This is a genomic window from Paraburkholderia domus (assembly GCF_905220705.1).
Classification (GTDB): Bacteria; Pseudomonadota; Gammaproteobacteria; order Burkholderiales; family Burkholderiaceae; genus Paraburkholderia; species Paraburkholderia domus.
The window spans coordinates 42,480-66,518 of sequence record NZ_CAJNAT010000034.1; the positions used below are offsets into that span (position 1 = coordinate 42,480).

Genomic DNA, 24,039 nt, shown 5'->3' on the forward strand with positions numbered 1-24,039 from the left:
CGTTTTAGCGCCGCGAGCAAGTGGTTGAATCGGGGCAAGGCAAGTCATGAACAAGACGGCGGCACTATGAGTTCATCGAGCGACATCGAAAAGCTGTTCGATCATTTTGGCGGCGACGCCAACGCGTACCAGGAAATCGGCCGCGAGAACGAAGCGCGTTCGGCGCGCACACGTTGGCCGCTGCTGGTGACGCTGGATCTGACACAGCCGACGATCCCCGCGATCGGGCAACGCCGCGAGCTTGCTCGCGAGGCATCGGCGCAAGGTGTTGCGCCGGCCGTTGATCGTCAGGACACGACGCCCAAAGATTCCGTCCTGGTCACGCGTGCAAAGGCACCGCTGTTTACGCGGTCACATCGGCGGGACATTCCGCCGGTCGCCGTCGCCACTCAGCCTGTTGCGCCGCGCGCCGCTTCGCGCTTCGGCGCGTTCGAAACGAACGATGACGCCGCAGCGCCGATCGATGCGGTGCCCCAGGTGACCGTACACGCACCGGCGCCGCTCTCAGCAGCCGCGCCGACGTGGGCACAAGCGCCCGCCCCCGCTCATGTCCCGACATGGGCGCAGGCCTCCGCACCCACCCACACCTACACGACTGCGCCCGCGGCACCGAAGCCGCCCGCGTCGATCCTCGGCAAACTGTTCGCCCCGCAACCCGAACTGGCGCCGCCGCAACCCGCCGACCGCCCAGGCGAATCCGTGCCGCTGCAATCGGTCTTCGACCGTCTGCGCGGCACACCTGCTCAAACTGCCGCTGCGCCGGCGGGCGTGCCCCGCGCCGCCACGCCCGCCGCCTCCAACTCGTGGCTGATCAACGGCCCTCGTCGCTCATGAAAGTCATTGCGGTCGTGTCCGCTAAAGGCGGGGTCGGTAAAACCACCCTCGCCGCCAATCTCGCTTCCGTGCTGGCCGCCGGCGGCCGCCGCGTGATTGCCCTCGACCTCGATCCGCAGAATGCGCTGCGTCTGCATTTCGGCGTGCCGCTCGACAGCATCGACGGTTTGTCGCGCGCGACATTGACGGGCGATCCGTGGCAATCGGTGATGTTCGACGGCGTGGACGGAGTGACCGTACTGCCCTATGGCGCGGTGCTCGAAGACGACCGCCGCCGCTTCGAAGCGACGATCGACCAGGAGCCGGGGTGGCTCGCGAAGTCGCTGCAAACGCTGCGGCTCGACCCGTCCGATATCGTCATCATCGATACGCCGCCGGGTTCGTCGGTATATGTACGCACTGCGTTGTGCGCGGCCACCTTCACGCTGAACGTAGTGCTCGCCGACGCGGCTTCGTACGCGGCCATTCCGTTAATGGAACGGCTCATCGAAACGTATGCGGCGCCGCGCCCTGAGTTCGGGGGCGAAGGCTACGTGGTCAACCAGATCGACCAGTCACGCCAGTTGACCAAAGACGTCCTCAAGGTCTTGCGCCAGATGCTCGGCGACAAGCTCTTCCCGGGCGTGATCCATCTGGACGAAGGCGTGAGCGAAGCGCTCGCGTGCGACACCACGTTAATTCACTACGATCCACTCAGCCAGGCAGCGGCCGATTTTCGCTCGTGCGGCAACTGGCTGATGGCGGCGGTCGACGCGATCGCTGTCTCGCCGAGGAACGTCGCATGAGCACGCATCCGTCGCAGGACATCGAGGCCCGCGATCCGTCACGGCTCGAACGCTTCGTCGACGCACGTTTCTGGAATAGCCGGATCGTGACCGGTCTGGTCACGCTGTTCGCGCTGACGATGCTGTACTTCGTGTTCACCGTGCCGCTCGCGTTTTACGAGCAACTGACGTTCGCGACCTGCTGCTTCGTCACCGCCCTGCTGTTCCGCCGCCTGCCCGGCCGTTACGCGACGATGGTGATGATCATGCTCTCGATCGTCACGTCGGGCCGCTATATGTACTGGCGGCTCACGTCGACGACTTACTGGGAACATCCGCTCGACGCCGCGTGGGGCCTGCTGCTGGTCTCGGCCGAAGTCTATTCGACCATCGTGCTGCTGCTCGGCTACTTCCAGACCGCGTGGCCGCTCAAGCGCAAGCCGATGCCGCTGCCCGCCTCGCGCGACCGGTGGCCGACCGTCGACGTGTTCATCCCGACCTACAACGAGCCGCTCTCGGTGGTAAAGCCGACCATCTACGCGGCGCTTGCGCTCGACTATCCGGCCGACAAGATTGCGATCCACGTGCTCGACGACGGCCGCCGTCCCGAGTTCAGAGCATTCTGCGAGGAAGTCGGCGTCAACTGGACGATCCGCACTCACAACCGCCATGCAAAAGCCGGCAACATCAATGAAGCGTTGAAGATCACCCAGGGCGAGTACCTCGCGATCTTCGACTGCGATCACATTCCGACCCGCTCATTCCTGCAGATCGGCCTCGGCTGGTTCCTGCGCGACAAGCTGTTGTCGATGTTGCAAACACCGCACCATTTCTTCTCCGCCGATCCGTTCGAACGCAATCTCGGCACCTTTCGCAAGGTGCCGAACGAAGGCGAGCTGTTTTACGGTCTCGTGCAGGACGGCAACGATCTGTGGAACGCCACGTTCTTCTGCGGCTCGTGCGCGTTGCTGCGCCGGACCATGGTCGAAGAGATCGGCGGCATCGCCGTGGAAACGGTCACCGAAGACGCACACACCGCATTGAAGCTGCACCGCCTCGGCTACACCACCGCCTATCTGGCGATTCCGCAAGCGGCGGGCCTCGCGACCGAAAGCCTCTCCGGCCACATCGGCCAGCGGATTCGCTGGGCGCGCGGCATGACGCAGATTTTCCGGATCGACAATCCGTTGACCGGCAAGGGTCTGAAAATCGGCCAGCGGCTCTGTTATCTGAACGCGATGATGCACTTCTTCTACGGCATTCCGCGTCTCGTGTTTCTGACCGCACCGCTGTCGTACCTATTCTTCGGCGCGCACGTGATCGAAGCCGCCGCCAGCACGATCGCGGTCTACGCACTGCCGCACATGATGCACGCGAGCATCACCAATTCGCGGATGCAGCGCTCGTTCCGCCATTCGTTCTGGGCCGAGGTGTATGAATCGGTGCTGGCGTCGTACATCACTGCGCCCACGCTGCTCGCGCTGATCAACCCGAAGCTCGGCAAATTCAACGTGACGGCCAAGGGCGGCCAGATCGAGAAGAACTATTTCGACTGGGCGATCTCACGGCCGTATCTGTTCCTGTTGTTGCTGAACCTGATCGGCTTTGTCGTCGGCATCGTGCATATCTATCTGAACTGGCACATCCGCAGCGTGGTGAACACGACCATCCTGAACCTCGGCTGGACCACCTACAACATGCTGATTCTCGGCGCGAGCGTGGCCGCGGCGAGCGAACGCCGGCAGATTCGCGCGGTGCACCGCGTGGCGATGCAGATGCCCGTGATGCTGAAGTTCTCGACCGGTCGCACGCTCGCCTGCGAAACCATCGACTACTCGGAAGGCGGTGTCGGCGTGGCGCTGCCCGCCAAAATCGAAGTGCCGATGCACGAACGCGTGAGCGTGTCGCTGTTTCGCGGCGACGAGGAATACGCCTTCCCCGCCACCGTCGGTTTCACGGAGCCGGGCCGCGTGGGCCTGCGCTTCTCGGCGATGACGCGCGAGCAGGAATACGAGTTCGTCAAGACCACTTTCGCGCGCGCCGACGCGTGGACCGGCTGGGCCGAAGGGCGTCAGCAGGACACGCCGTTGCGCGGTCTGTCGCATGTGCTGACGGTCGGCGCACGCGGCATTGTGGGTCTCTTCGAGCATCTTTATGCCGACCTTCGAAGCTCGATGAAAAGCCGTCCGGCGGACGTCAAGAAGCTAAAAACCAAAGACTGATCTATGGGCAACAGGATGGCGAAGGGACACGTCGAACGCTCGAATCACGGGCGCAGTGGGATGGAAGCGGAGGCGCGCCGGTTTGGACGTAGGCGCCCCCGTTCGCAACGGCTGATGCGCGGGCTTGCCTGCTGGCTCGCGTTGCAGACCGCGTTGGCGGCGCCGCTTGCCTCGGCGGCTGAAGTGGCCGCAGCGGCCATGAGCGGTGCGAGCGCGTCACAAGCCGGCCAGGCGGCAGTGGCCCAAGGCGCGCCCGCTGCGCGCGCCGCCACTGGCGTGGGCAATGTGCCCGCGCCGAGCGCAGCCGTCCTCTACGATCCGAACACCATCGCCCAGGCGCAGTTGGCCACGCCCACGCCGGCGCTGACCGCGTCGTCGGTGAAAGCCTTGGGTATCAGAACGCCGACCACCGCCGAACCGGGCACGCTGGTGCCGGGCGGCCGCCGCCAAACGCTCACGTTCGCCGATCTCGGCGCGCACGATCCGCTGCAACTGCGTGGTACCGACGGCCAGAACGGCGTCGCGTTTTCCGTGCGCGGCGACGAAGTGGTGACCGGTGCGATCCTGCATCTGGTCTACAGCTACTCGCCTGCGCTGCTGCCGAATATTTCCCAGCTGAAAGTGCTGGTGAACGGCGAAGTCGCCGCGACATTGCCCGTGCCGCACGAACAGGCCGGCATGTTGGTAGCGCGCGATGTCTCGATCGATCCGCGTTTCATTACCGAATTCAACCACCTGAACGTGCAGTTGATCGGCCATTACACGACGAGCTGCGAGGACCCGGCGAATTCGTCGCTGTGGGCCACCGTCAGCAATGCGAGTTCGCTCGATCTGACCTACGCGTCGCTCGCCAGCAAGCCGGACCTGGCGGCATTGCCGCAGCCGTTCTTCGATCGCCGCGACGTGCGCCGTCTCGAGCTGCCGTTTGTGTTCCCGCAAAAACCCGGCACCGCTACGCTTGAAGCAGGCGGCATTGTCGCGTCGTGGTTCGGCGCACTCGCCGGCTATCGCGGCGCCGTGTTTCCTGCACAACTGGATAACGCGCCGCTGTCGGGCAACGCCGTGGTGTTCGCGACCGACGACCAGCGCCCGGCCGGCGTGACGATTCCGGCGATCTCCGGCCCGACTATCGCCGTGGTGGATCGCGAGGCGCCGGCGCGCGGCAAGCTGCTGCTCGTGCTCGGACGCACCGAGGCCGAACTGAAAACCGCCGCGAGAGCACTCGGCATCGGCCAGAACACGCTGAGCGGCCCGAGCGCGACGATCACGCAGTTGAGCGAACTCACACCGCGTGCGCCGTACGACGCGCCGAACTGGCTGCCGACCAACCGTCCGGTGCGTTTCGGCGAACTTGCCGACGCGCGCGACCTGACAGTCTCCGGCTACGACGCCGACGCCGTGCGCGTGAACCTGCGCGTGCCGCCCGATCTGTTCATGTGGCACACCAAGGGCGCGCCGATCGATCTGCGCTACCGCTACACCGTGCGTCCGCTGCGGGACCGTTCGTCGCTGAACGTCAGCGTCAACGACGGCTTCGTGCAGGCGCTGCCGATTCCGGCTGAGTCGGCCTCGGTGTTCGAACTGAGCCACTACTTCGCGCGCGTCTTACCGGACAAGACCGCCGAAGCGCGTCGCACAGTCCATATTCCGCCCCTGCTGCTGACCCCGCGCGCGCAAGTGCGTCTGTATTTCTACTACGACATTCCGAACACCGGCGAATGTCATGGCCGCCTGCTGGAAAACGTGGTCGGCGCAATCGATCCGAACTCGACCATCGACCTGTCGTCGTTCCCGCATTACATGGCGCTGCCCGATCTGGCGGCCTTTGCCAATAGCGGCTTCCCGTTCACGCGGATGGCCGACCTGTCCGAGACCGCAGTGGTCCTGCCGAACGATGCCGATTCGAGCGACTACAGCCTGTACCTGCTGACCATGGGCCGCATGGGCGCATCGACGGGTTATCCGGTGAACGGCGTCACCGTCGGCACGGCCGACGACGTCGACAAATACGCCAACAAGGACCTGCTGATTTTTGGCGCGCCGGGCAAGCAACCGCTGCTGCAGCGCTGGGCCAAGTCGATGCCGTTCTCCAGCGACGGCGATTCGCGCACCTTCGCGCTCTCCGACATTGTCTTCAAGCTCGAGGACTGGTGGCATGGCGAGCGCGGTGTCGAACGCTCGCCCGCACGCGCCGACCTGACGCTCGTGAGTTCGAACGGCGATGCGCTTCTGACCGGTTTCGAATCGCCGCTGCAGAAGAGCCGCAGCGCCGTCGCGCTGGTGAGCGCGGCCGGCCAGTCCGACGCCGATCTGTCCGCCGCCCTGCTCGACGCCGACGTGCTGCCGGAAATTCAAGGCGCGATGGCCGTGATCCACGGCCGCACCGTCACCATCACGTCGAACGGCGAAGCGTACTATGTCGGCCGTTTGTCGCCGCAAGAGTATCTGCGCTGGGCGCTGTCGTCGCATCCGCTGTTGTTGATGCTGGGCGGCGTGCTTGCCGCGCTGATCATCGCGGGCCTGTTCTACCGGACGCTGCGTTCGATCGCCGCGCGCCGCCTAAGGGACTGATAGGACTGATATGCGGGTTCGAAACAATAAGACACGCGTGGCGCTGACGCTCGGGCTTGGCTTTGGCTTTGGCCTTGCCTTTGCAGCGACCACGAGTTTTGCCGGTATCACCAAGGTGGCCCAGACCACGTCGACGCCCGGCCAGCCAGGTCCGTGCAACAACGACTGGCCGGCGTACCGACCGTTCGTCGAACAGTTCGTGCAGGCCGACGGCCGCGTGATCGACTACTCCTCGCCACAGCTGAAAACCACCTCGGAAGGCCAGTCGTACGGCTTGTTCTTCGCGCTGGTCGCGAACGACCGCGCGACCTTTGACCGCTTGCTCAACTGGACCCGCACCAATCTCGCGGGCAATCAGTTCGATCCGCAAAACATGCGGCTGCCGTCGTGGCTCTGGGGCAAGAAACCGGACGGCTCGTACGGCGTGCTCGATCAGAATTCCGCGTCCGACTCCGACCTGTGGATCGCCTACGATCTGCTGCAAGCCGGCCGCCTCTGGCATGAAGCAAGTTATACGCAACTCGGCCAGGCGCTCGCCGCGCAGATCGCGCGCCAGGAAATGACCACGCTGCCGGGCGTCGGCCCAATGCTGCTGCCCGGACCGCAGGGCTTCAGGAATGGCGGTGTGACGCGCCTGAATCCAAGCTATCTGCCCTTGCCGGTATTACGCGCACTTGCCAAAGAGATGCCGAACGGCCAGTGGGCCAAGCTCGCCGACAGCGCCTTCAGGCTGATCAAGACGACGGCGCCGCAAGGCTTCGCGCCCGACTGGGCCGCGTGGCAGAACGGCCAGTTCGTGGTCGATCCCAAGGAAGGCGACACCGGCAGCTATGACGCGATCCGCGTCTACCTGTGGGCCGGTCTCACCTCGCCCGCCGATCCACTCGCCAAACCCTGGCTCACGGCGCTCGGCGGCATGCGCGCGAAGGTTGCGCAAACCGGCATTCCGCCGGAGAAGGTCTCATCGACCACCGGCGCGGCTAGCGGCGAAGGACCGTTGAGTTATTGGGGCGCACTCGCGCCGTATTTCAAGGCGCTCGGCGACGAGCGCGGACTCGGTCTCGCGCGCACCCATCTCGCCGTGCTCGACACCAGCGTGCCGGGCCGCGAACCGGTCTATTACGATCGTGTGCTGGGTTTGTTCGGCACCGGATTCATCGACGGCCGCTATCGTTTCGACGAAGCCGGCCGTCTCGTGCCGAGTTGGAGAAATGCATGCGATTGAGCGCCCTCGCGTTGTCATTGCGGTTCGCGCTGAGCCTCACGGCCGTCTGCTGCGTGGCGACGGCTTCGCCTGACGCGTTGGCTCAGGATTCGAAAGATCCTTTGAGCGTGCTGATCGATCAGGGCAAGTACTGGCAATCGCATCACCGTGGCGATCTCGCCGAGCAGGCGTGGCAGAAAGTGTTGCGCATCGACCCGAAGCAACCCGATGCGCTCTTCGGCATGGGCATGGTGCTCGCCGACCGCAAGGACGGTGCGGGCGCGCAGCAGTATCTGGCGCGTCTGAAAGCAGTCGCGCCGAACTATCCGAACATGGACGAACTGGGCCGCCGTCTTGGCGAATCGAGCCTGCGTGACCAGACCGTCAACGACGCGCGGCGGCTTGCGCAAAGCGGCCAGAGCGCGAGCGCGGTGCAGGAATATCAGCGCGCGCTCAACGGCAAGCCGGCCACGCCCGAGCTGCAACTCGAGTATTACCAGGCGCTGTCGGCCACCCCGCAAGGCTGGGATCAGGCGCGCCGCGGCCTGGAACAACTCACGCGCGACAACCCCGACGACCCGCGCTACGCCCTCGCCTACGCACAGCATCTAACGTATCGCGACGTGACGCGCCGCGACGGTATCGCGCGGCTGCAAAAGCTGGCCGCGGACAGCACGGTTGGCGCATCGGCGAAAAAGAGCTGGCGGCAGGCGTTGTTGTGGCTCGACGCACGGCCTTCGGATGCCGCGCTGTATGAAGCGTATCTGCAAGCCGCGCCTGACGACGCCGCGGTCAAGGCGCGCTTCGAATCGATGGTTCAGCAGGACAAGGCGGCCCGCGACCGCGCCCAGGAAAATGCCGCCGTCGACGTCCGCGGCCGCACCGTCGCCGACGGTTTCGCCGCCCTCGATCGTGGCGACCTCGGCACGGCACGCGCGAAGTTTTCTTCAGTACTGGCGAATAGTCCGAACGACACTGACGCGCTCGGCGGCATGGGTATCGCCGCATTGAAACAGGAAAAATTCGCCGAAGCCCGCAACTATCTCGAACGCGCCTCGCGCAGCGGTAACCCGGCGCGCTGGAAAACCGCGCTCGATAGCGCGACCTACTGGACCTATACCAGCGACGCCATCGGCGCGCGCAGCAACGGCGAATTCGCGAAGGCGAAGTCGCTGTTCGAACGCGCGATCGCGCTGAATCCGTCCGACGTCACCGCGCAGGTGCTGCTCGGCGAAATGCTGCTGTCGAACGGCGATCCGGTCGGCGCGGAACAGGCCTACCGGATGGCGCTGCGCCGCCAGGCCGACAATCCCGATGCGATTCGCGGCCTTGTCGGCGCGCTCGCCGCGCAAGGCCGTGGCGACGAAGCGCTGCAATTCGCCAATCAGCTGAACAGCGAACAACAATCGAAGGCCGGCGGCATCAACCGTCTGCGCGGCGAAGCGCAGGCGGCGCAGGCGCGCGCGGCCGAAGCGCGTGGCGATCTCGGCAGCGCGCGCAGCCTGTTCGAAGACGCGCTGCTGAACAACCCCGACGATCCCTGGCTGCGTCTGGACCTCGCGCGCGTTTACGTGCGCCAGGGCGCGGTGGCGAATGCGCGCAGCATGATGGACGGGCTGCTTGCCGCGCATCCCGACATGACCGACGCGCTCTATGCGAGTGCGTTGCTGTCGGCGGAAACGCAGGACTGGGCAACCGGTCTGGCGCAACTCGAACGGATTCCGGTCGCGCAACGCACCGACGCGATGACGACCTTGCAGCACCGCTTGTGGGTGCATCAGCAGGCCGACCTCGCGACGCGAATGGCGCGCAATGGCCAGACGCAACAAGCGCTGGCGACCCTGCACGCCGCCGAACCGGTGGCGGACAACAGCCCCGAGTTGATCGGCGTGATCGCCACCGGATATCAGCAAGCCGGCGACCCGAATCGCGCGTTGGGCCTCGTGCGCAGCGCGATGAACGCGGCGCCGGGCAACACCGATTTGCTGCTGCAATATGCGGGCATTCTGTCCGCCACGCATCAGGACGCCGAACTCGGCATGGTGATGCGACGCCTCGCATCGATGCAGTTGACGCCCCAGCAGCGCACGGATTTCGGCAATCTGAATCTGGGGATCGTCATCAAGCAGTGCGATACGGTGCGTCAGCGTGGCGACCTCGCCAGCGCCTACGACGTGATCGCGCCCTGGCTTGCGGCGATGCCCGACAATCCCGATCTGCAAGCCGCCCTCGGCCGCCTCTATTCGAGCGCCGGCGACGACCGCAATGCACTCGCCAGTTACCGCGTCGCGTTGCAGCGCAAGCCCGACGACCTGAACCTGCTGCAAGCGACGATCCCTGCAGCGGTCGGTGCCAAACAGTTCAGCTATGCCGAATCGCTCGCCAATCAGGCCCTTGCTGCGGCACCTGGCGATCCGGGCGTGCTGGCGACGGTCGGCCGCATGTATCGCGCCGAAGGCAAGCTGTCGCTCGCCTCGACTTATCTGCAACGCTCGCTGGTCGCGGCCAATACGCCGCTGATGGCCAACGCCCCGCGCGCCAATGCGCCGGGCAACGTGCCGCGTGGCTGGGAAGTCGCGATGCGCCGGATCGGTGCGACGCCGCTGCCGGGCACCAATCCCTTCGAAGGCAAAACCGCAACGGTCTCGCCGACCGACGCAGACAACGCCGCGTTTGGCCAGAGCGGCTCCAATGCCGCGCGCGCTTCGCTTCCGTACTCGCAGTCCTCCTTGCCGTCCCAGACCGTGCCGAACTATCCGCCTCCCTCGCAGCCCGCGCCTTACGTCGCGCCTTATGTCGCGCCGTATACGGCGCCCACGCAGCCGTATGCGCCAAACGCCGCGCCCACTGCCGTTCCCTATAACGCGCCGAGCCCAGGTGTCAACACGGGTGGTTACGGCCAGGAAACCAACGGGTCCAGCCAGTCGGGCGCGCCATTGCAGCCGTATCCGGGTCAAGGCCAGCCGCAGATGCAAACACAGATGCCGCCGATGCAGCAGGCCCCACAACAGCAGTACAACGGGGGGTATCCGCAGCAGGCCGGCTACCCGCAACAAGCTGGATATCCTCAACAGGCGCAATATCAGCAGCAGGCGCCCTACCCGCAGCAGGCGCCGGACGGCTATGCGATCACGCCGTGGCCGATGTCGCCCGCGGCACGCGAAGCGCAAGCCAATGCCGGTTCAATGCAACAGCCGCGTTACACCGGCTCCGCGACGAATACGAAGCGCTCGACCAGCAAGAAGCAAAGCGCGCCGAAGAGCACCCCCAACGCGCAAGCCTATGCACAGGCACCGTATGGGCAAAGCCAAGGCTATCCGCAGCAGCAACAGCCCTACTACGGCCAGCAGCCTTATCCGCAGCAACAACAGGGCTATGCGCAACAGCCCTATCAACCGTATCCGCCGCAGCAGGCTTACGGTCAGCAACCCTATCAGCCGTATCCGAATCAGGGCTCGGGTTATTACGCGCAGCAACAGCAGCCGTATATCCCGCAGCCGCCGACCGGTTATGCGCAGGCGTATTACCCGCAACAACCCGGCGCGAACGGCAACGGCGGCAACTATTCGCAGCCGAATGTGGCCAACACGCAAACGCTCGGCGTGGCTGAAGAACTGGCGCAGGTCAATCGCGAACAGGCGAGCACCGTGTCGGGCGGGATCGTGTTCCGCAATCGCGAGGGCGAAGACGGCCTGTCGACGTTGACGGATATCGAAGCGCCCATTCAAGGGCGTATAAAGGCCGGCAATGGCCACATTGTCGTGACGGCGACCCCGGTTACGCTGGACGCCGGCACGGCCTCGGGCAATGTGTCGACGCTCGCGCGATTTGGCGCGGGGTTATCCAATAGCACGTCCGCGGCGGCGGCGGTTGCCGGCAACAACATCTATGGCAGCCAGACCGCTAACGGCGTGGGGTTATCGCTCGGCTATGAAAGCCGTGGCTTTAGCGGCGATGTCGGCGTGACGCCGCTTGGTTTCCCCGAGAAGACCGTCGTGGCCGGCTTGCAATACAACGGCGCCATTACTGACAAGGTGTCGTATTCACTGGCCGTCGCGCGCCGCGCGGTGACTGACAGCTTGCTGTCGTACGCCGGCGCGCGCGATTCGGGCTCCGGCCTCGAGTGGGGCGGCGTCACGTCCAATGGCGGACTCGGCAGCCTTGCATGGGATGACGGCACCAGTGGCCTGTATGTGAACGCCGCGTACCAGCACTACATGGGCGATCACGTCGCGAGCAATAACGCGATCAAAGGCGGCGGCGGTGTTTACACGCGGCTGTTGAAGGATGCCGATCAGACCTTGACCATCGGCGTGAATACGACGCTGATGTCCTATGACAACAATCTGTCGTACTTCACCTATGGTCAGGGTGGATACTTCAGTCCGCAACAGTACGTGATCCTGAATTTGCCGGTAGAGTGGACTGGGCGTAATGGCGCGTTTACCTATGACGTGAAGGGGTCGATCGGCGTGCAGCATTATCGGCAGGATGCATCGAATTACTTCCCGCTCAATGATGGCTCTACCCGCCAGGGCGACGCGGCGGCGGAGGCCAAATTCATCGGCACGGGGGTGGATAGTGGTGCGGTTTATCCTGGGCAGAGTAAGACTGGGGTTTCTTATTCGCTTAGCGCGGTGGGGGAATATCAACTGGCGCCGCAGTTGGCGTTTGGGGCGACTGCGTCGCTCGGCAATGCTTATGAATATCGCGAGTGGCTTGCTGCTGTTTATGTGCGGTATAGCTTCAGTAAACAGACGGGCTTGCAGCCGTTTCCGCCTACGCCGCTCAGTTCGCCTTATTTGTCGTTGTCGAATTAGGGTTTTTGGCCTGCTCGGCGCTTTGTCTGTTTGCGTGTGGTGTTGGCCTTTCCTTGTTTTGTTAGTGGTCTATTAGCGTTGCCCCTGTGCGGGGCGGCACTTACTTTCTTTGCCGCCGCAAAGAAAGATAAGCAAAGAAAGCGGCTCAAACCGCCAGCTCATAAGCGAGTCCCTCGCGCAGTCACGGCAGTGGTGCATCTGGAATCCGTGCTCTCGCACATTCGGCGTCAGTGACAAAGCGTTCATCAGTTCCCACTCCGCACTGCGTGCGTCGCGGACGGGTCTACATGGGAAACCCGGAGCTTCGCTTCGCGCAGCGGGGCCATCGGCTTCGCCTCGGCAGAACCGCTCCTGCGCTCGTAGGCAAACCCGTGCTCCAAGTGATATTCCGGTGGCTTGAAATTGAAACCGCAGTAGCAGTGGCGGTAGCGGTGCAATGACGTGTCACGGTACCGGAAAAACCACGAGAACCCAAACTCAGCGGCAGGTTTTATGAAGTGCCCGTCGGCGCGCGCAGCGCCGCCGGAAGTATGACGGCTTTGTCACCAGGGCTGAATGTGCGAGGGCACAGATTCCAGATGCACCACTACCGCGACTGTGCGGGGGACCCGCTTATGAGCTGGCGGGTTGAGCCGCTTTCTTTGCGGCGCCAAAGAAAGTAAGTGCCGCCCCGCACAGGGGCAACGCTAATAGACCAATAGCAATTCAAGGAAAGGCCAAAAAACCACACCAAGGCACCCCCCATGTGCCCTTCTTTCCGCTATTCACCGCACCTCTTAAAACAGCCAGGTAAAACTTGTCAACCCTCTCCCGCACACTGTTCGGCTAAACCCGTAAAGCCCCCCCGGTGCGGTCACCGGCCCCCCGTTGTAGCCTACAATTATTCCTGCCGCATGGCCGCTTCGCCCCCGCGTCGCACAGCAGAAGACTCATTCCGCCTTCAGCGGAACATCCATGCGCCCGGGGCAAAGTGGGAACACACTCATCGACGTGACCTCTGTGGAGCGCAGCAATGCCATTTCCGGCTCAAGATCATGGCTGCCCCGGCTGGAACGGGGAAATGGCGCGGCGCATCAGCGAATTCGACTGGCCCGCAACCAACCTCGGCGCGATAGAAAACTGGCCGCGCAGCCTGACCGCCACCGTTCAAATGCTGCTGGCCTCGCCCGTGCCCCTCGTGCTTCTATGGGGCAAACCAGGCTACATGATCTACAACGACGCCTACGCGATATTCGCGGGCGGACGGCATCCGTATCTGCTCGGCTGTCCGGTCGAACACGGCTGGCCGGAGGTCGCCGAATTCAACCGTCATGTGATGACGACTTGCCTCGCCGGCGGCACCCTCTCCTATCGCGACAAGGAACTGGTCCTGCTGCGCGACGGCAAGCCTGAAGACGTCTGGATGGACCTCTACTACAGCCCTGTCGCCGACGACAGCGGTGCACCCGCGGGCGTGCTCGCGGTGGTCGTCGAAACCACCGCGCGCGTGCTGACCGAACGCTGGCGGCAACATGCCGAAACGGAACTGCGCGAGACCAACGAACGGCTGCAACTCGCGCTCAATACCGGCGCCGTGCTCGGTACATGGGTGCTCGACGTGCGCACGGGCACCGTCACCGGCGACGAACGTTTCGCACGCACTTTTTCGTTTCCACTGGAAGAGGCGGCAAAAGGCGTCGAGCGCCATACCGCGGCGCAAGTCATCCATCCGGACGACAAGTCGCTCAACGACCGCCTGACGAGCGAAGCGATACGCACCGGCCAGCCGTTTCGCGCCGAGTACCGGATTCGCCGGCCCGATGGCGACTATATGTGGGTGCAGGCGAACGGTCAGTGCGAGTTCGACGAACTTGGGGAGCCAACTCGCTTCCCCGGCGTGCTGATCGACATCCACGAACGCAAGATCGCCGAACAATCGCTGCGCCAGTTGACCGAAACGCTTGAACAACGCGTCGCCGATGAGGTCGCGGCACGGGCGCTCGCCGAAGAGCAGTTGCGCCAGGCTCAAAAGATGGAAGCGATCGGCAGCCTCACAGGCGGCGTCGCGCACGACTTCAACAACGTGCTGCAGGTGATCAACGGCAATCTGCAGATGCTTGCCGCCGACGCCGATGGCAATCCGGCCACGCTGCGGCGTTTGTCCGCCGCGACCGATGCCGTCAGACGCGGTGCGAAACTGGCCGCCCATCTGCTCGCCTTCGCGCGGCGCCAGCCGCTCTCGCCTACCGTACTGAATCCGCGCCGCCTGCTCACCGGCATGAGCGAAATGTTGCATCGCGCGCTCGGCGAGACCGTCAAGATCGAAACGGTGTTGAGCGACGACCTGTGGCATGTTCAGGCCGATCGCAATCAACTCGAAAACGCGCTGCTCAATCTCGCGATCAATGCGCGCGACGCCATGCAAGCCGATGGCACGCTCACCGTAAGCGCGACAAATCGCCTGCTGGACCAAGCGTTTTGCCGCGGCAAGCCAGAGCTCTCGCCGGGCGAATACGTGGTGTTCTCGGTGACCGACACCGGCACCGGCATGAAGCCCGAAATTCTGGAACACGTGTTCGAACCGTTCTTCACGACCAAGCCCGACGGCCATGGCACCGGCCTCGGCTTAAGCATGGTGTTCGGTTTCGTCAGACAAAGCGGTGGTCACACGGTGATCGACAGCGAAGTGGGACGCGGCACCACCGTCTCGCTGTTTTTCCCGCGCTGCTGCGAGCCGGAAACAGTCGAAGCCGTCGATCAGACCACGGCGCCGGCAGGCGGCGGCGAAACGATTCTGGTAGTCGAAGATGATGCGGATGTGCGCCTGACCGCCGTCGAAATGCTCGCGCAACTCGGCTATAAAGTGCTGACTGCGTCGAGTGGCGACGCGGCGCTCGAATTCATCGATAGCGATGTGCCGATCGATCTGCTGTTTACCGATGTCGTGATGCCCGGCCACGTGAAAAGCGTCGAACTGGCGCAACGCGCGGCGTCGCGCTCGCCGGCGGTACCGACACTCTTCACCTCCGGCTACACGCGCGACGAGATCGTCCATCACGGCAAGCTCGACGCCGGCATCACGCTGCTCTCCAAGCCTTACCGGCGCGACGATCTCGCGCGCAAAGTACGCGGCGTATTGCGCGCGGGCGTCACCGGCGTGAGCGACGGGCAGATCGCCCCCTGCGTGCCACGCACAGTCTACGATCCAGGCAGTACATCCGAAGCTTCCGATCCGCGCGAAAACCTGCACGAATCCGCCCTTTCGGCAGATGATTCGCTGGCCAACTCTCCGACGATATCGCTGGTGGATTCCACGGCAAGTCCGCCGTCACACCAGGCCGGCATGCCCGCTCGCGTGCTGCTGGTCGAAGACGACGCCGATTCGCGCGACGCGCTCAGTGACCTGCTCGGCGCGCTGGGTCTCGATTGCACGGCGGTCGCGAGCGCCGAAGAAGCATTGCCGCTCGCGCTCGTGCAACGTTACGACGTGCTGTTCACGGACCTGACGTTGCCCGGCATGTCCGGCGACAACCTGGCGCGCGCCGTGCTGCGTCAGCAACCGGACATCCGCGTGTTGCTGGTATCCGGCTATGGCGAGAGCGCCGAGATCGGCGACACCATCCTCGGTGCACGGCTGCTCGGCAAGCCGTTCGATATCTCACAGCTGCGGCGCGAACTCGCGGAGTGGCTCGATCATACGGAGGCGGCTTCCTAGGCTCGCCCGCTTCGTGCAACCGAAAGGACTATGCCGATGGACATCCGCTGCGGGACCGCCGGCTGGACCGACAAGACGCTGATTGCCTGCAAGCGTTTCTATCCGCGCGGCAGCAGCAGCGCTGAGGCCCGGCTGCGCTTTTACGCATCGCAGTTTCCGCTGGTCGAAGTCGATTCGGCCTACTACGCGATGCCGTCTGCGAGCAATGCGCAGTTGTGGAGCGAGCGCACGCCGGAAGATTTCACCTTCAACTTCAAGGCGTTTCGCCTTTTCACCGGGCATCAGACTTCGCCCGACGTCCTGCCGAAAGACATTGCGATGGCGCTGCCGGAAGGCATCACGGGTCCGCGCAAGAAGAACGTCTATTACCGCGACGTGCCCGCCGAGATCCTGGATGAACTATGGCGGCGCTATCTGGAAGCACTGGAACCGCTGCGCGCGAGCGGCCGGCTCGGTGCGGTGCTGTTCCAGTTCGCGCCGTGGATCACGCGCGCGACGGACGGTCTCGCCCTCGTCGATGAATGCCGGGCGCGGATGGCGGGCTACATGGTGGCCGCCGAGTTTCGCAATCAGTCCTGGTTCGACGATCAGCACGCGCAATGGACGCTCGACTTTCTGCGCGAGCGCGGCCTCGTCCATGTGATCGTCGACGCCCCGCCGGATGTGACGAACCGCGTGCACACCGTGTGGGAAGCGACCCATCCCGCGCTCGCGATGGTGCGTTTGCATGGCCGCAATACGCAGACGTGGAGTGCGACGGGCGCGGCGAGCGCCGCCGATCGTTTCGATTACGACTACAACGACGACGAGCTGGCCGAATTGGCCTCCTCGATTCGCGCAATCGCGACGCGGGCCGGCCGCACTCACGTGATTTTCAACAACTGCTTCGAAGACCAGGGGCAGCGTAATGCGAGGACGCTGATGGGTCTTCTGGGTAACGCAAGCTGATCGCCAACAGCGGTCTCAATCACTAAGCCCCGAGTATGGCGACGGCTGCTATCGCCTGTATCCATCGGTCAGCGTCGCGAGGAAAGCTGCGACATCGTCGATATCCCGCTCCGTCCAGACCGGCCGTTCACCTTGTTTGCGCGTGAGCGGCTCGTCGGTGGTATCGACGTTCACGCGCAGCGCGACCGGCAGGTCGTTGAATTTGTCGACCTTGCCGTGGGCGTCTTTCGGGTACCACTTCGCCGGATTCGTATCGCGCTGAACGTAAAAACGCAGTGCGTCCTTCAGCGTATGGAAGCGGCCGTTGTGGAAGAACACCTGCCGCGTCGCCGTGTTACGCAGCGACACCGACTTGAAGAGTCCACAGTTGCTTTTGTCGCTCGACTGATCGGTACGCAGCGGCCCACACAAACCCATGTCGAAGTACTTCGGATCTGCGTTCGCACGCAACTCCGGATTGCGCGGCACACCGAGCGCCTGAAAGTTGAAGTCGGTGAAAAGCGGATGAGAGCCGTCGACACCCGATTGGTCGATATGGCACGAGGCGCAATTGCCCCCCGTCGGATCGTCGAATAGCCTTTTGCCCCGCAACTCGCGAGCCGTCAGTTGGACCTTGCCATCGAGGTAGTAATCGAACTTGCTGGTGTATGGATGAAAGCTCAGGTCTTCAAGTTCGAAGCGCTCGATGGCATACATCGCCTGCGCAAACGCCCTGGTGGGGTCGGCGAAGATGTTCTGCCCGAACACGTCCCTGAAGCGCGCGGCATACGGCGCCTGCTCCAGTTTCGCGAGCACCGCCACGGGGTTCCTGTTGGCCATCTCGTCCGGATTGAACAGCGGGAAACTCGCCTGATCGTGCAGACGGTTGAAGCGCCCGTCCCAGCCGAAACCGCCAACCGGTGCGTTGTCCGTCTCGCTCAGGCGCTCGGACATGCTGGCCGCCTGGGCATGGCTCCACATCGGCGTGCGGTTCAGCACGTAGCGCAGGCTCGGTACAGCCCGCGTGCCTTGCGAGTGCATGTCCGGGCCACCCAGTTGCGCCGCCAGACCGTTGGGCGGCCCGTACGCGTGCGACGGGCTATGACAGCTCGCGCACGACATCTTGCCCGAGGCCGACAACGAAGGATCGAAAAACATCAGTTTGCCGAGCGCCGCGGCGTCGCTGTAGACGGACGGCGCCTCGTTCTGCGCCGCGCCCACTGCCATCGGCAGGACTACGGCGCCCGCCAGTACAGCGAGCGCTGCGAATCTCATTACGGAAACCATCATTGGTTTAGAGGTTCGTAAAGATGTCGTTGCCGAACCCGGCCAGACCGGCCTGCCCCGCGTAGCCCAGATAACCTAGCCGGAAGATGTCTTCAATGCTCTTGAGCATCGAGTAGTGGTTGTACTGCACCGTCGACACCGTGCCCGGCTTGATGAACTTCGAGATCATGACCGCGCCAGTCTGGTCGCCGCCGAAGCTCTGCTTGGTCAGATTGATCGTCGCGCCCTTGTACGACAGTGACGAAGTCGACGGGAACGCCGGCAGGTTCGGACCCGGCTGCTGGCTGCAACAGGTTGTACCCGCAAAGGTCAATTGCGTTTGGCCCGGCGAGGGCTGGGTCACCGACGCATAGCTGCTTTCGTCGAAGTTGATGATCAACAGACCGTCCTGCTGGAACGCCGGCGAGGCGGTGATAATCGGCACCCACTTCTGCAGGAATGCGTTTGCGCTCGTCAGGCCGCCCGGCTGGCCGTTCACGCACGGCGAATCATGACCGTCGTCGCACAGGCTCGGCGTAATCAGGTTGAAGTTGGCCGTGGTGGAGATCGATTGCAGATCGGACGTGAGCTTGTTCAGGTTCACGACGTTCTGGCCGCAATCGGGCGAATCGATGATCGAGTGGAAATACATGAACGGGTTGTGACGCGTCGCGTACTGATCGCCCAGCGGTACGGCTGCGCTCGGCGCTTCGGCCGATTGTGTCAGGTCGGTCGTGTTGAGTGCCGGGTGGCCGCACGTCGCAGCTTCGCGCGTCGGGTCGTTGCCCATGTCGTCTTCATAGCCCTTCCAGGTGTAGCCCGCAGCCTTCAGCTGGTCCGGCAGCGTCTTGACGCTGGCCGGATACACGCAACCCGAGCCGATCGCCTGACCGTCAGGCGTCATACCGGTGAGCTTGAAATCCTGGTAGATCGGGCAATCGTTATCCGTTTCCGGCGTCGGCGCCTGACCGCTGATCATCGAGATATAGTTGTCGAGGCTCACGTGCCCCGTGCCGTAGTACTGCTGCACCAGCGCGCCTTGCGACGCCAGCGTCTGCGACAGATACGGCGCCTTGCTGTTCGCGCCGAACGTGGTCGCGTAGTTTTCGTTTTCGAGCGTGATGACGAAGACGTGCTTGATCTGTTGCTGCCCGGTCACATTGAGCGACGAGGACGACGAGCCGCACGCGGCGACAATAACGCCAACCAAGGCAGCAGAAATAGCAGCGAAAAGTGTGCGCATCCAGGTGCGGTTTGACATTCCCATTCCCTTTAATTGTGGTTTCCCGATCTGAACGAGTCGAATCGATATATGTTTAAATTAATTTGTATATCGAACTAATTCAGATTGAATCGATGGACTTGCAATTACCCCTGCGACCCATTGGCACAAAAAACGGCGTATCCCGCGATCGGAACCGCCGATTTTTGGCACAAAGCGAGGCTAACATCGCGGGTTCAATCGCACGTAGTCCATCTCGACTAGGGGGAAACGACGAGTGCAGTTGCCCAATGAAGCGGCCTGCTGGCACGCTTCATTGAGCAACTGCACCACGCTACAAAAAACGGTATGGAATCTGATTGCCCGCGGCATGATCAAAATCCGCCACGGCAAAGGCACCTTGGTCATCCAGCCGCGCCTTACTCAGCGACCTACTCAGCGACTCACTCAGCCGCCCGCCGAACTGAGCGGCTTTGTCTAGGATATGCGTGCGCACGGCCACTATCCGCCCCCCCGGCGGGTGACATCAGGAGACGTCAGGACACCTCAGCCGTCGCGCCCTGAATCGATTTCGCTTCACAGAACTCCGCGAGTCCGAAACGGCCCAGTTCCCGGCCATTTCCAGATTGGCGATACCCGCCAAACGGCGCATACGGATTGAATGCCGCGCCGTTAATGTCCACCTGTCCGGTGCGCAACCGGCGAGCGAGTGCCATCGCTGTACCCGTATCACGCGACCAGATTCCGCCACCAAGACCGTAAGGCACATCGTTCGCGATCCGTACAGCGTCATCTACGTCTTCGTACTGCAGGACAGACAAAACCGGTCCAAAGATTTCTTCACGCGCGATCGTCATGTCCGTGGTCACGTCGCCGAATACGGTCGGGCGCACGAAGTAGCCCGCTTCAAGTCCCGCAATGGGATCCGCACCGCCCGCGAGAAGCGCCGCACCTTCGGCGATGCCCCGATTAACGTAGTCGATCACGCGTGCGTGTTGTCGTGCGTTGGCCAGCGGCCCGATCTGAACGTGCTCGTCACGCGGGTCGCCAACAATCATTGCTCTCGCGGCCTCTGCCACGTATGCAGAAACGATGCCATACAGACTGCGTGGCACCAGCAAGCGGCTGTGCGCGCTGCACGTCTGTCCCGCATTAACGAACGCCGCACGCAGCGCACCCGGAATCGCTTGCGAAAGATCCGCGTCGGCAAGCAGGATTGCGGCCGATTTACCACCCAGTTCGAGCGTAGTGCGTTTGACTGTCGCCGCAGCAAGCGCACCGACCCGGCGCCCCGCCGCGGTCGATCCGGTGAACGAGATCATGTCGACATCAAGATGGCTCGCGAGCGCTTCGCCGACCACGGGCCCGGTTCCGTTGACAAGATTGAATACGCCCGCAGGCAGTCGCGCTTCGTGGATGATCTCAGCGAGCATTGCAGCGCATGCCGGCGCCTCCTCCGACGGCTTCAGGACCACCGTGCAGCCCGCGGCGAGCGCATAAGCGACCTTCGCGGCGATCTGATGCAACGGATAGTTCCATGGCGTGATGCACGCGACGACACCGATCGGCTCATGGACGACCTGCGAATGGCCAATCTGTTCAACAGCGTCGCACTGCTGCGCCAACTGCGCGGCGATCGCGAACGTTGCAATGGGCAAACCCACCTGAGCTCGCCGCGAAAAGGCAATCGGCGTGCCGACCTCCCGCGTAATAGCCTGAGCCAATTCTTCGCTTCGCGCTTCAAGGCCGGCCCGGATGGCAAGCAGATAGCGTGTTCGCTCCGCTGAAGATGTTTGCGACCAGTTGTCGAATGCATCGCGGGCCGCGGCGACGGCGTGAGCGGCGTCGTCAGCCGTACCGAGCGACACGGTTGCGACCGGCGTGCCATCGACCGGGTTGCACACCTGGTGTGATTCGCCGTCGGCGCGCTGATGCCAGGTGCCATTGATATAGAAACGACTGTAGTGATGAGACATGTTCACTCCTGAACTATCTGATTGAATGGTTGTTAAGTGGGACGCGAGCGCGGGTCGGTCGAGAGATCGAGAGCGGCTTCCAGACAACCACGCCTCAAGCAATGTCGCCGTTAAGAATGAGGTCGGCTGCCTTCTCGGCGATCATGATGGTTGGCGCATTCGTGTTGCCGCCGACCAGCGTCGGCATGACCGAGGCGTCCACAACGCGCAAGCCCGCGAGACCCCGCACACGCAGTTGGTCGTCCACCACCGCGAGATTGTCCGAACCCATCCGGCAGGTTCCGATCGGGTGATAGATGGTGTCGGCACGGCTTCTGATCTGCCGCTCCAATGCGTCTTCACTGTCCTGTGGTGGATGCATGTCGCGCAAGCGATAGCGTGCGAATGCGGGTTGCCGCATGATCTTCTGCGTGATGCGATAACCATCGATCAGCGTTCGCATATCCTCCGGCTCCGCCAGAAAGTTGGGATGGATGACGGGCGCGAGTTGCGGATCGGCACCGCCCAGTGTGACCTGCCCCACCGACTTCGGCCGCAACACGCACACATGGCAACTCATGCCATAGCGCCCCGGAAACCGGCGTCGGCCATGGTCTTCCGCGAAACCGATGAGGAAGTGAAACTGCACGTCGGGACGGTCGAGTTCGCCGCGTGTGCGGGCGAACCCACCCGCCTCCGCGAAGTTGGTGGTGAGTGGCCCGCGTCCATCGCGGCGCCATGCGCGGATCATGCCAGGCATGCGCAGCGCCTGCTTGAGCGTGATACCAAACACGGAATCGTCATGCGTCTGATAGAGCGCAATGTAGTCGACGTGATCCTGCAAATTGCGGCCGACGCCCGGGAGGTGATGACGCACCTCAATGCCATGGCGCTGCAATTCGTCAGCGGGACCGACGCCTGAGAGCATCAGGAGTTGCGGCGTCTGAAACGCCCCCGCACACAAGATCACTTCGCGGCGTGCGTGGACCGTGAAGTCCCCGCCAGCGCCGCGGCAATGTGCACCTTTCGCAAGCGGTCCGTCGAACAGCACCTGCAGAACCTGCGTGTCGGTGACTACCGTCAGGTTGCTGCGCGCCATAGCAGGACGCAAATAGGCACGGCCCGTACCGTGCCGGACGCCATCACGCTGCGTGACATGATAGAGACCGAAACCCTCCTGTGACGCGCCATTGAAATCGTCGTTGCGTGCATAACCGGCCTCCTCCGCTGCGGTCACGAACGCGTGTGCCGCCGGATTCGGATCACGCAACGCGGCGACATTCAACGGCCCCCCTGTGCCATGCCACGCGTTCTTCCCCAACTCGTAGTTTTCAGCACGGCGAAAGTACGGCAGCACGTCGTCGTAACCCCAGCCACGATTGCCAAGCGCAGCCCAATCGTCGTAATCCGAAGGATGCCCACGCGTGTAGATCATCCCGTTGATGAGACTCGATCCGCCAAGGCCCCGGCCGCGCGGTTGATATCCACGGCGACCAAGGAGTCCGGTCTGAGGGACCGTTTCGAATGCCCAATTGTGCTTGCCGCGCCTGGGTACGACGGCGACCATCCCCGCAGGACAACGCACCAGTACGCTGTCATCCGGTGGTCCACTTTCGATCAGGCATACGGACACGTCCGCACGCTCGGAGAGCCGTGCCGCGAGCACGCTGCCAGCCGAGCCCGCGCCGACGATCACATAGTCGAAGCCGGCACCAAGCTTGTCTTCTTTCATGTCTCCTCTTACCTCGCAATAATCGTTTTCGATTCCCAATCAATGGAATCGGAACTCTGATTCCGTTCTCAGGTAAAAAAATCAACGACCCTGCAAACTCAGGCTACGTCGAAAATGCGTTTGCATGGATGGGACGAGCTTGCGGCTCGTCAGCGAAAGCGGACCTGGATCGTTCAACAGATTGTTGACGAGCATTCCGACGAGAAACTGCAATGCAACGCGCACTTCGAATTCGAGTGCCGCCAAGCGGGGAGCGCTGATTCGACGGCCCGCACTTAACACGGCGACAAGGCGTGGCACGATCAACTTCAGCGCCTCTTCGTTGGTTCGCTTGACGGCATCCCAGGTTGTCTTGCGTTGCGACGAGCGTAACAGCGATGCATGGTAAAGCCCGCGATTGCGCCGGAACGCCTGAACATAGAGGGCGACAACCGCATCCGCGATGGTTCCGGCATCATCCGATTGCCAGGCAGCCTCATGCTCGACGACATCACGCAAGTACTCGAGGTCCTCGGTCAGTACCATGTCCTGTACCACGTCAAAGAACACGTCCTTGTTGTCGAAGCGGCGGTAGAACGCACCAATCGACGTGCCCGCCTGCTCGACAATGCTGTTGATCGACAGGTCATCGAGATTGCCGCTCGCTTCGATCAGCTCGCGCCCGACCTGCAACATCTTCGCGAGGCCCACCTGGCTGCGCGCCTGGCGCGGCGTGGCGAGAAGCGGCTGCGCGCTTCCACGGCGGCGCGATTGGGTTGTCGTCATGCGGCGTTCGTCAGCAACGTCATGGGTAGTCTCGAACGAAGCCAGCGCAGATAGCTCTGCGCC

14 protein-coding genes are annotated in these 24,039 nt (G+C 63.2%); 9 read left to right on the forward strand and 5 right to left on the reverse strand.

Translation table 11 applies throughout. The annotated features are described in order from the left end of the window. Positions 1 to 66 precede the first annotated feature (66 nt). The 8 genes from bcsP (at position 67) to KHO31_RS33715 (ending at position 17,057) form a co-directional block, all read left to right on the forward strand. Positions 67 to 834, forward strand: a complete 768-nt coding sequence (bcsP, locus tag KHO31_RS33680; RefSeq protein ID WP_211625335.1) for a cellulose biosynthesis protein BcsP — start codon at positions 67 to 69, stop codon at positions 832 to 834. Beyond that, positions 831 to 1,619 carry a cellulose biosynthesis protein BcsQ gene (gene bcsQ, locus KHO31_RS33685; protein ID WP_201080967.1) on the forward strand — a complete coding sequence of 263 codons (789 nt, stop codon included), beginning with the start codon at positions 831 to 833 and terminating at the stop codon, positions 1,617 to 1,619. The genes bcsP and bcsQ overlap by 4 nt, the downstream gene beginning before the upstream one ends. After that, on the forward strand, positions 1,616 to 3,820 hold the full coding sequence (gene bcsA, locus KHO31_RS33690; protein WP_201080965.1) for a UDP-forming cellulose synthase catalytic subunit: 2,205 nt from the start codon (positions 1,616 to 1,618) through the stop codon (positions 3,818 to 3,820). Before bcsQ ends, bcsA begins: the two co-directional genes overlap by 4 nt. Positions 3,821 to 3,823: 3 nt before the next feature. Further along, on the forward strand, positions 3,824 to 6,391 hold the full coding sequence (gene bcsB, locus KHO31_RS33695; protein ID WP_201085965.1) for a cellulose biosynthesis cyclic di-GMP-binding regulatory protein BcsB: 2,568 nt from the start codon (positions 3,824 to 3,826) through the stop codon (positions 6,389 to 6,391). A gap of 10 nt (positions 6,392 to 6,401) precedes the next feature. Continuing rightward, the gene (gene bcsZ, locus KHO31_RS33700; RefSeq protein WP_201080961.1) at positions 6,402 to 7,616 is read left to right on the forward strand and encodes a cellulose synthase complex periplasmic endoglucanase BcsZ; all 1,215 of its coding nucleotides are present in this window, start codon (positions 6,402 to 6,404) and stop codon (positions 7,614 to 7,616) included. After that, positions 7,607 to 12,415: a cellulose biosynthesis protein BcsC gene (locus tag KHO31_RS33705; protein ID WP_201108417.1), complete on the forward strand. Its 4,809-nt coding sequence runs from the start codon at positions 7,607 to 7,609 to the stop codon at positions 12,413 to 12,415. Before bcsZ ends, KHO31_RS33705 begins: the two co-directional genes overlap by 10 nt. Positions 12,416 to 13,427: 1,012 nt before the next feature. Then, positions 13,428 to 16,109: a response regulator gene (locus KHO31_RS33710; protein ID WP_201123148.1), complete on the forward strand. Its 2,682-nt coding sequence runs from the start codon at positions 13,428 to 13,430 to the stop codon at positions 16,107 to 16,109. Between the two features lie 36 nt (positions 16,110 to 16,145). Further along, on the forward strand, positions 16,146 to 17,057 hold the full coding sequence (locus KHO31_RS33715; protein WP_201080955.1) for a DUF72 domain-containing protein: 912 nt from the start codon (positions 16,146 to 16,148) through the stop codon (positions 17,055 to 17,057). Positions 17,058 to 17,105: 48 nt separating this feature from the next. On the opposite strand, the gene KHO31_RS33720 is transcribed toward KHO31_RS33715, so the two are convergent. Beyond that, positions 17,106 to 18,311, reverse strand: a complete 1,206-nt coding sequence (locus tag KHO31_RS33720) for a cytochrome-c peroxidase (protein ID WP_407945979.1) — start codon at positions 18,309 to 18,311, stop codon at positions 17,106 to 17,108. Between the two features lie 19 nt (positions 18,312 to 18,330). After that, a complete protein-coding gene (locus tag KHO31_RS33725) occupies positions 18,331 to 19,563 on the reverse strand; it encodes an alkaline phosphatase family protein (RefSeq protein WP_236061521.1) in 1,233 nt (410 codons plus the stop codon). 238 nt (positions 19,564 to 19,801) lie between these two features. Between KHO31_RS33725 and KHO31_RS33730 the strand changes: the two genes are divergently transcribed. Beyond that, positions 19,802 to 20,005: a GntR family transcriptional regulator gene (locus tag KHO31_RS33730; RefSeq protein ID WP_201080953.1), complete on the forward strand. Its 204-nt coding sequence runs from the start codon at positions 19,802 to 19,804 to the stop codon at positions 20,003 to 20,005. A gap of 55 nt (positions 20,006 to 20,060) precedes the next feature. Here the strand turns inward: KHO31_RS33730 and KHO31_RS33735 are convergent, their stop codons facing one another. The 3 genes from KHO31_RS33735 to KHO31_RS33745 form a co-directional block, all read right to left on the reverse strand. Beyond that, positions 20,061 to 21,500: an aldehyde dehydrogenase family protein gene (locus KHO31_RS33735; RefSeq protein ID WP_201080951.1), complete on the reverse strand. Its 1,440-nt coding sequence runs from the start codon at positions 21,498 to 21,500 to the stop codon at positions 20,061 to 20,063. Between the two features lie 94 nt (positions 21,501 to 21,594). Beyond that, positions 21,595 to 23,211 (reverse strand): GMC family oxidoreductase, encoded by a 1,617-nt coding sequence (locus KHO31_RS33740; protein ID WP_201080949.1) that lies wholly within the window; start codon positions 23,209 to 23,211, stop codon positions 21,595 to 21,597. A gap of 81 nt (positions 23,212 to 23,292) precedes the next feature. Then, positions 23,293 to 23,976, reverse strand: a complete 684-nt coding sequence (locus tag KHO31_RS33745) for a TetR/AcrR family transcriptional regulator (RefSeq protein ID WP_201080947.1) — start codon at positions 23,974 to 23,976, stop codon at positions 23,293 to 23,295. Positions 23,977 to 24,039 lie beyond the last annotated feature (63 nt).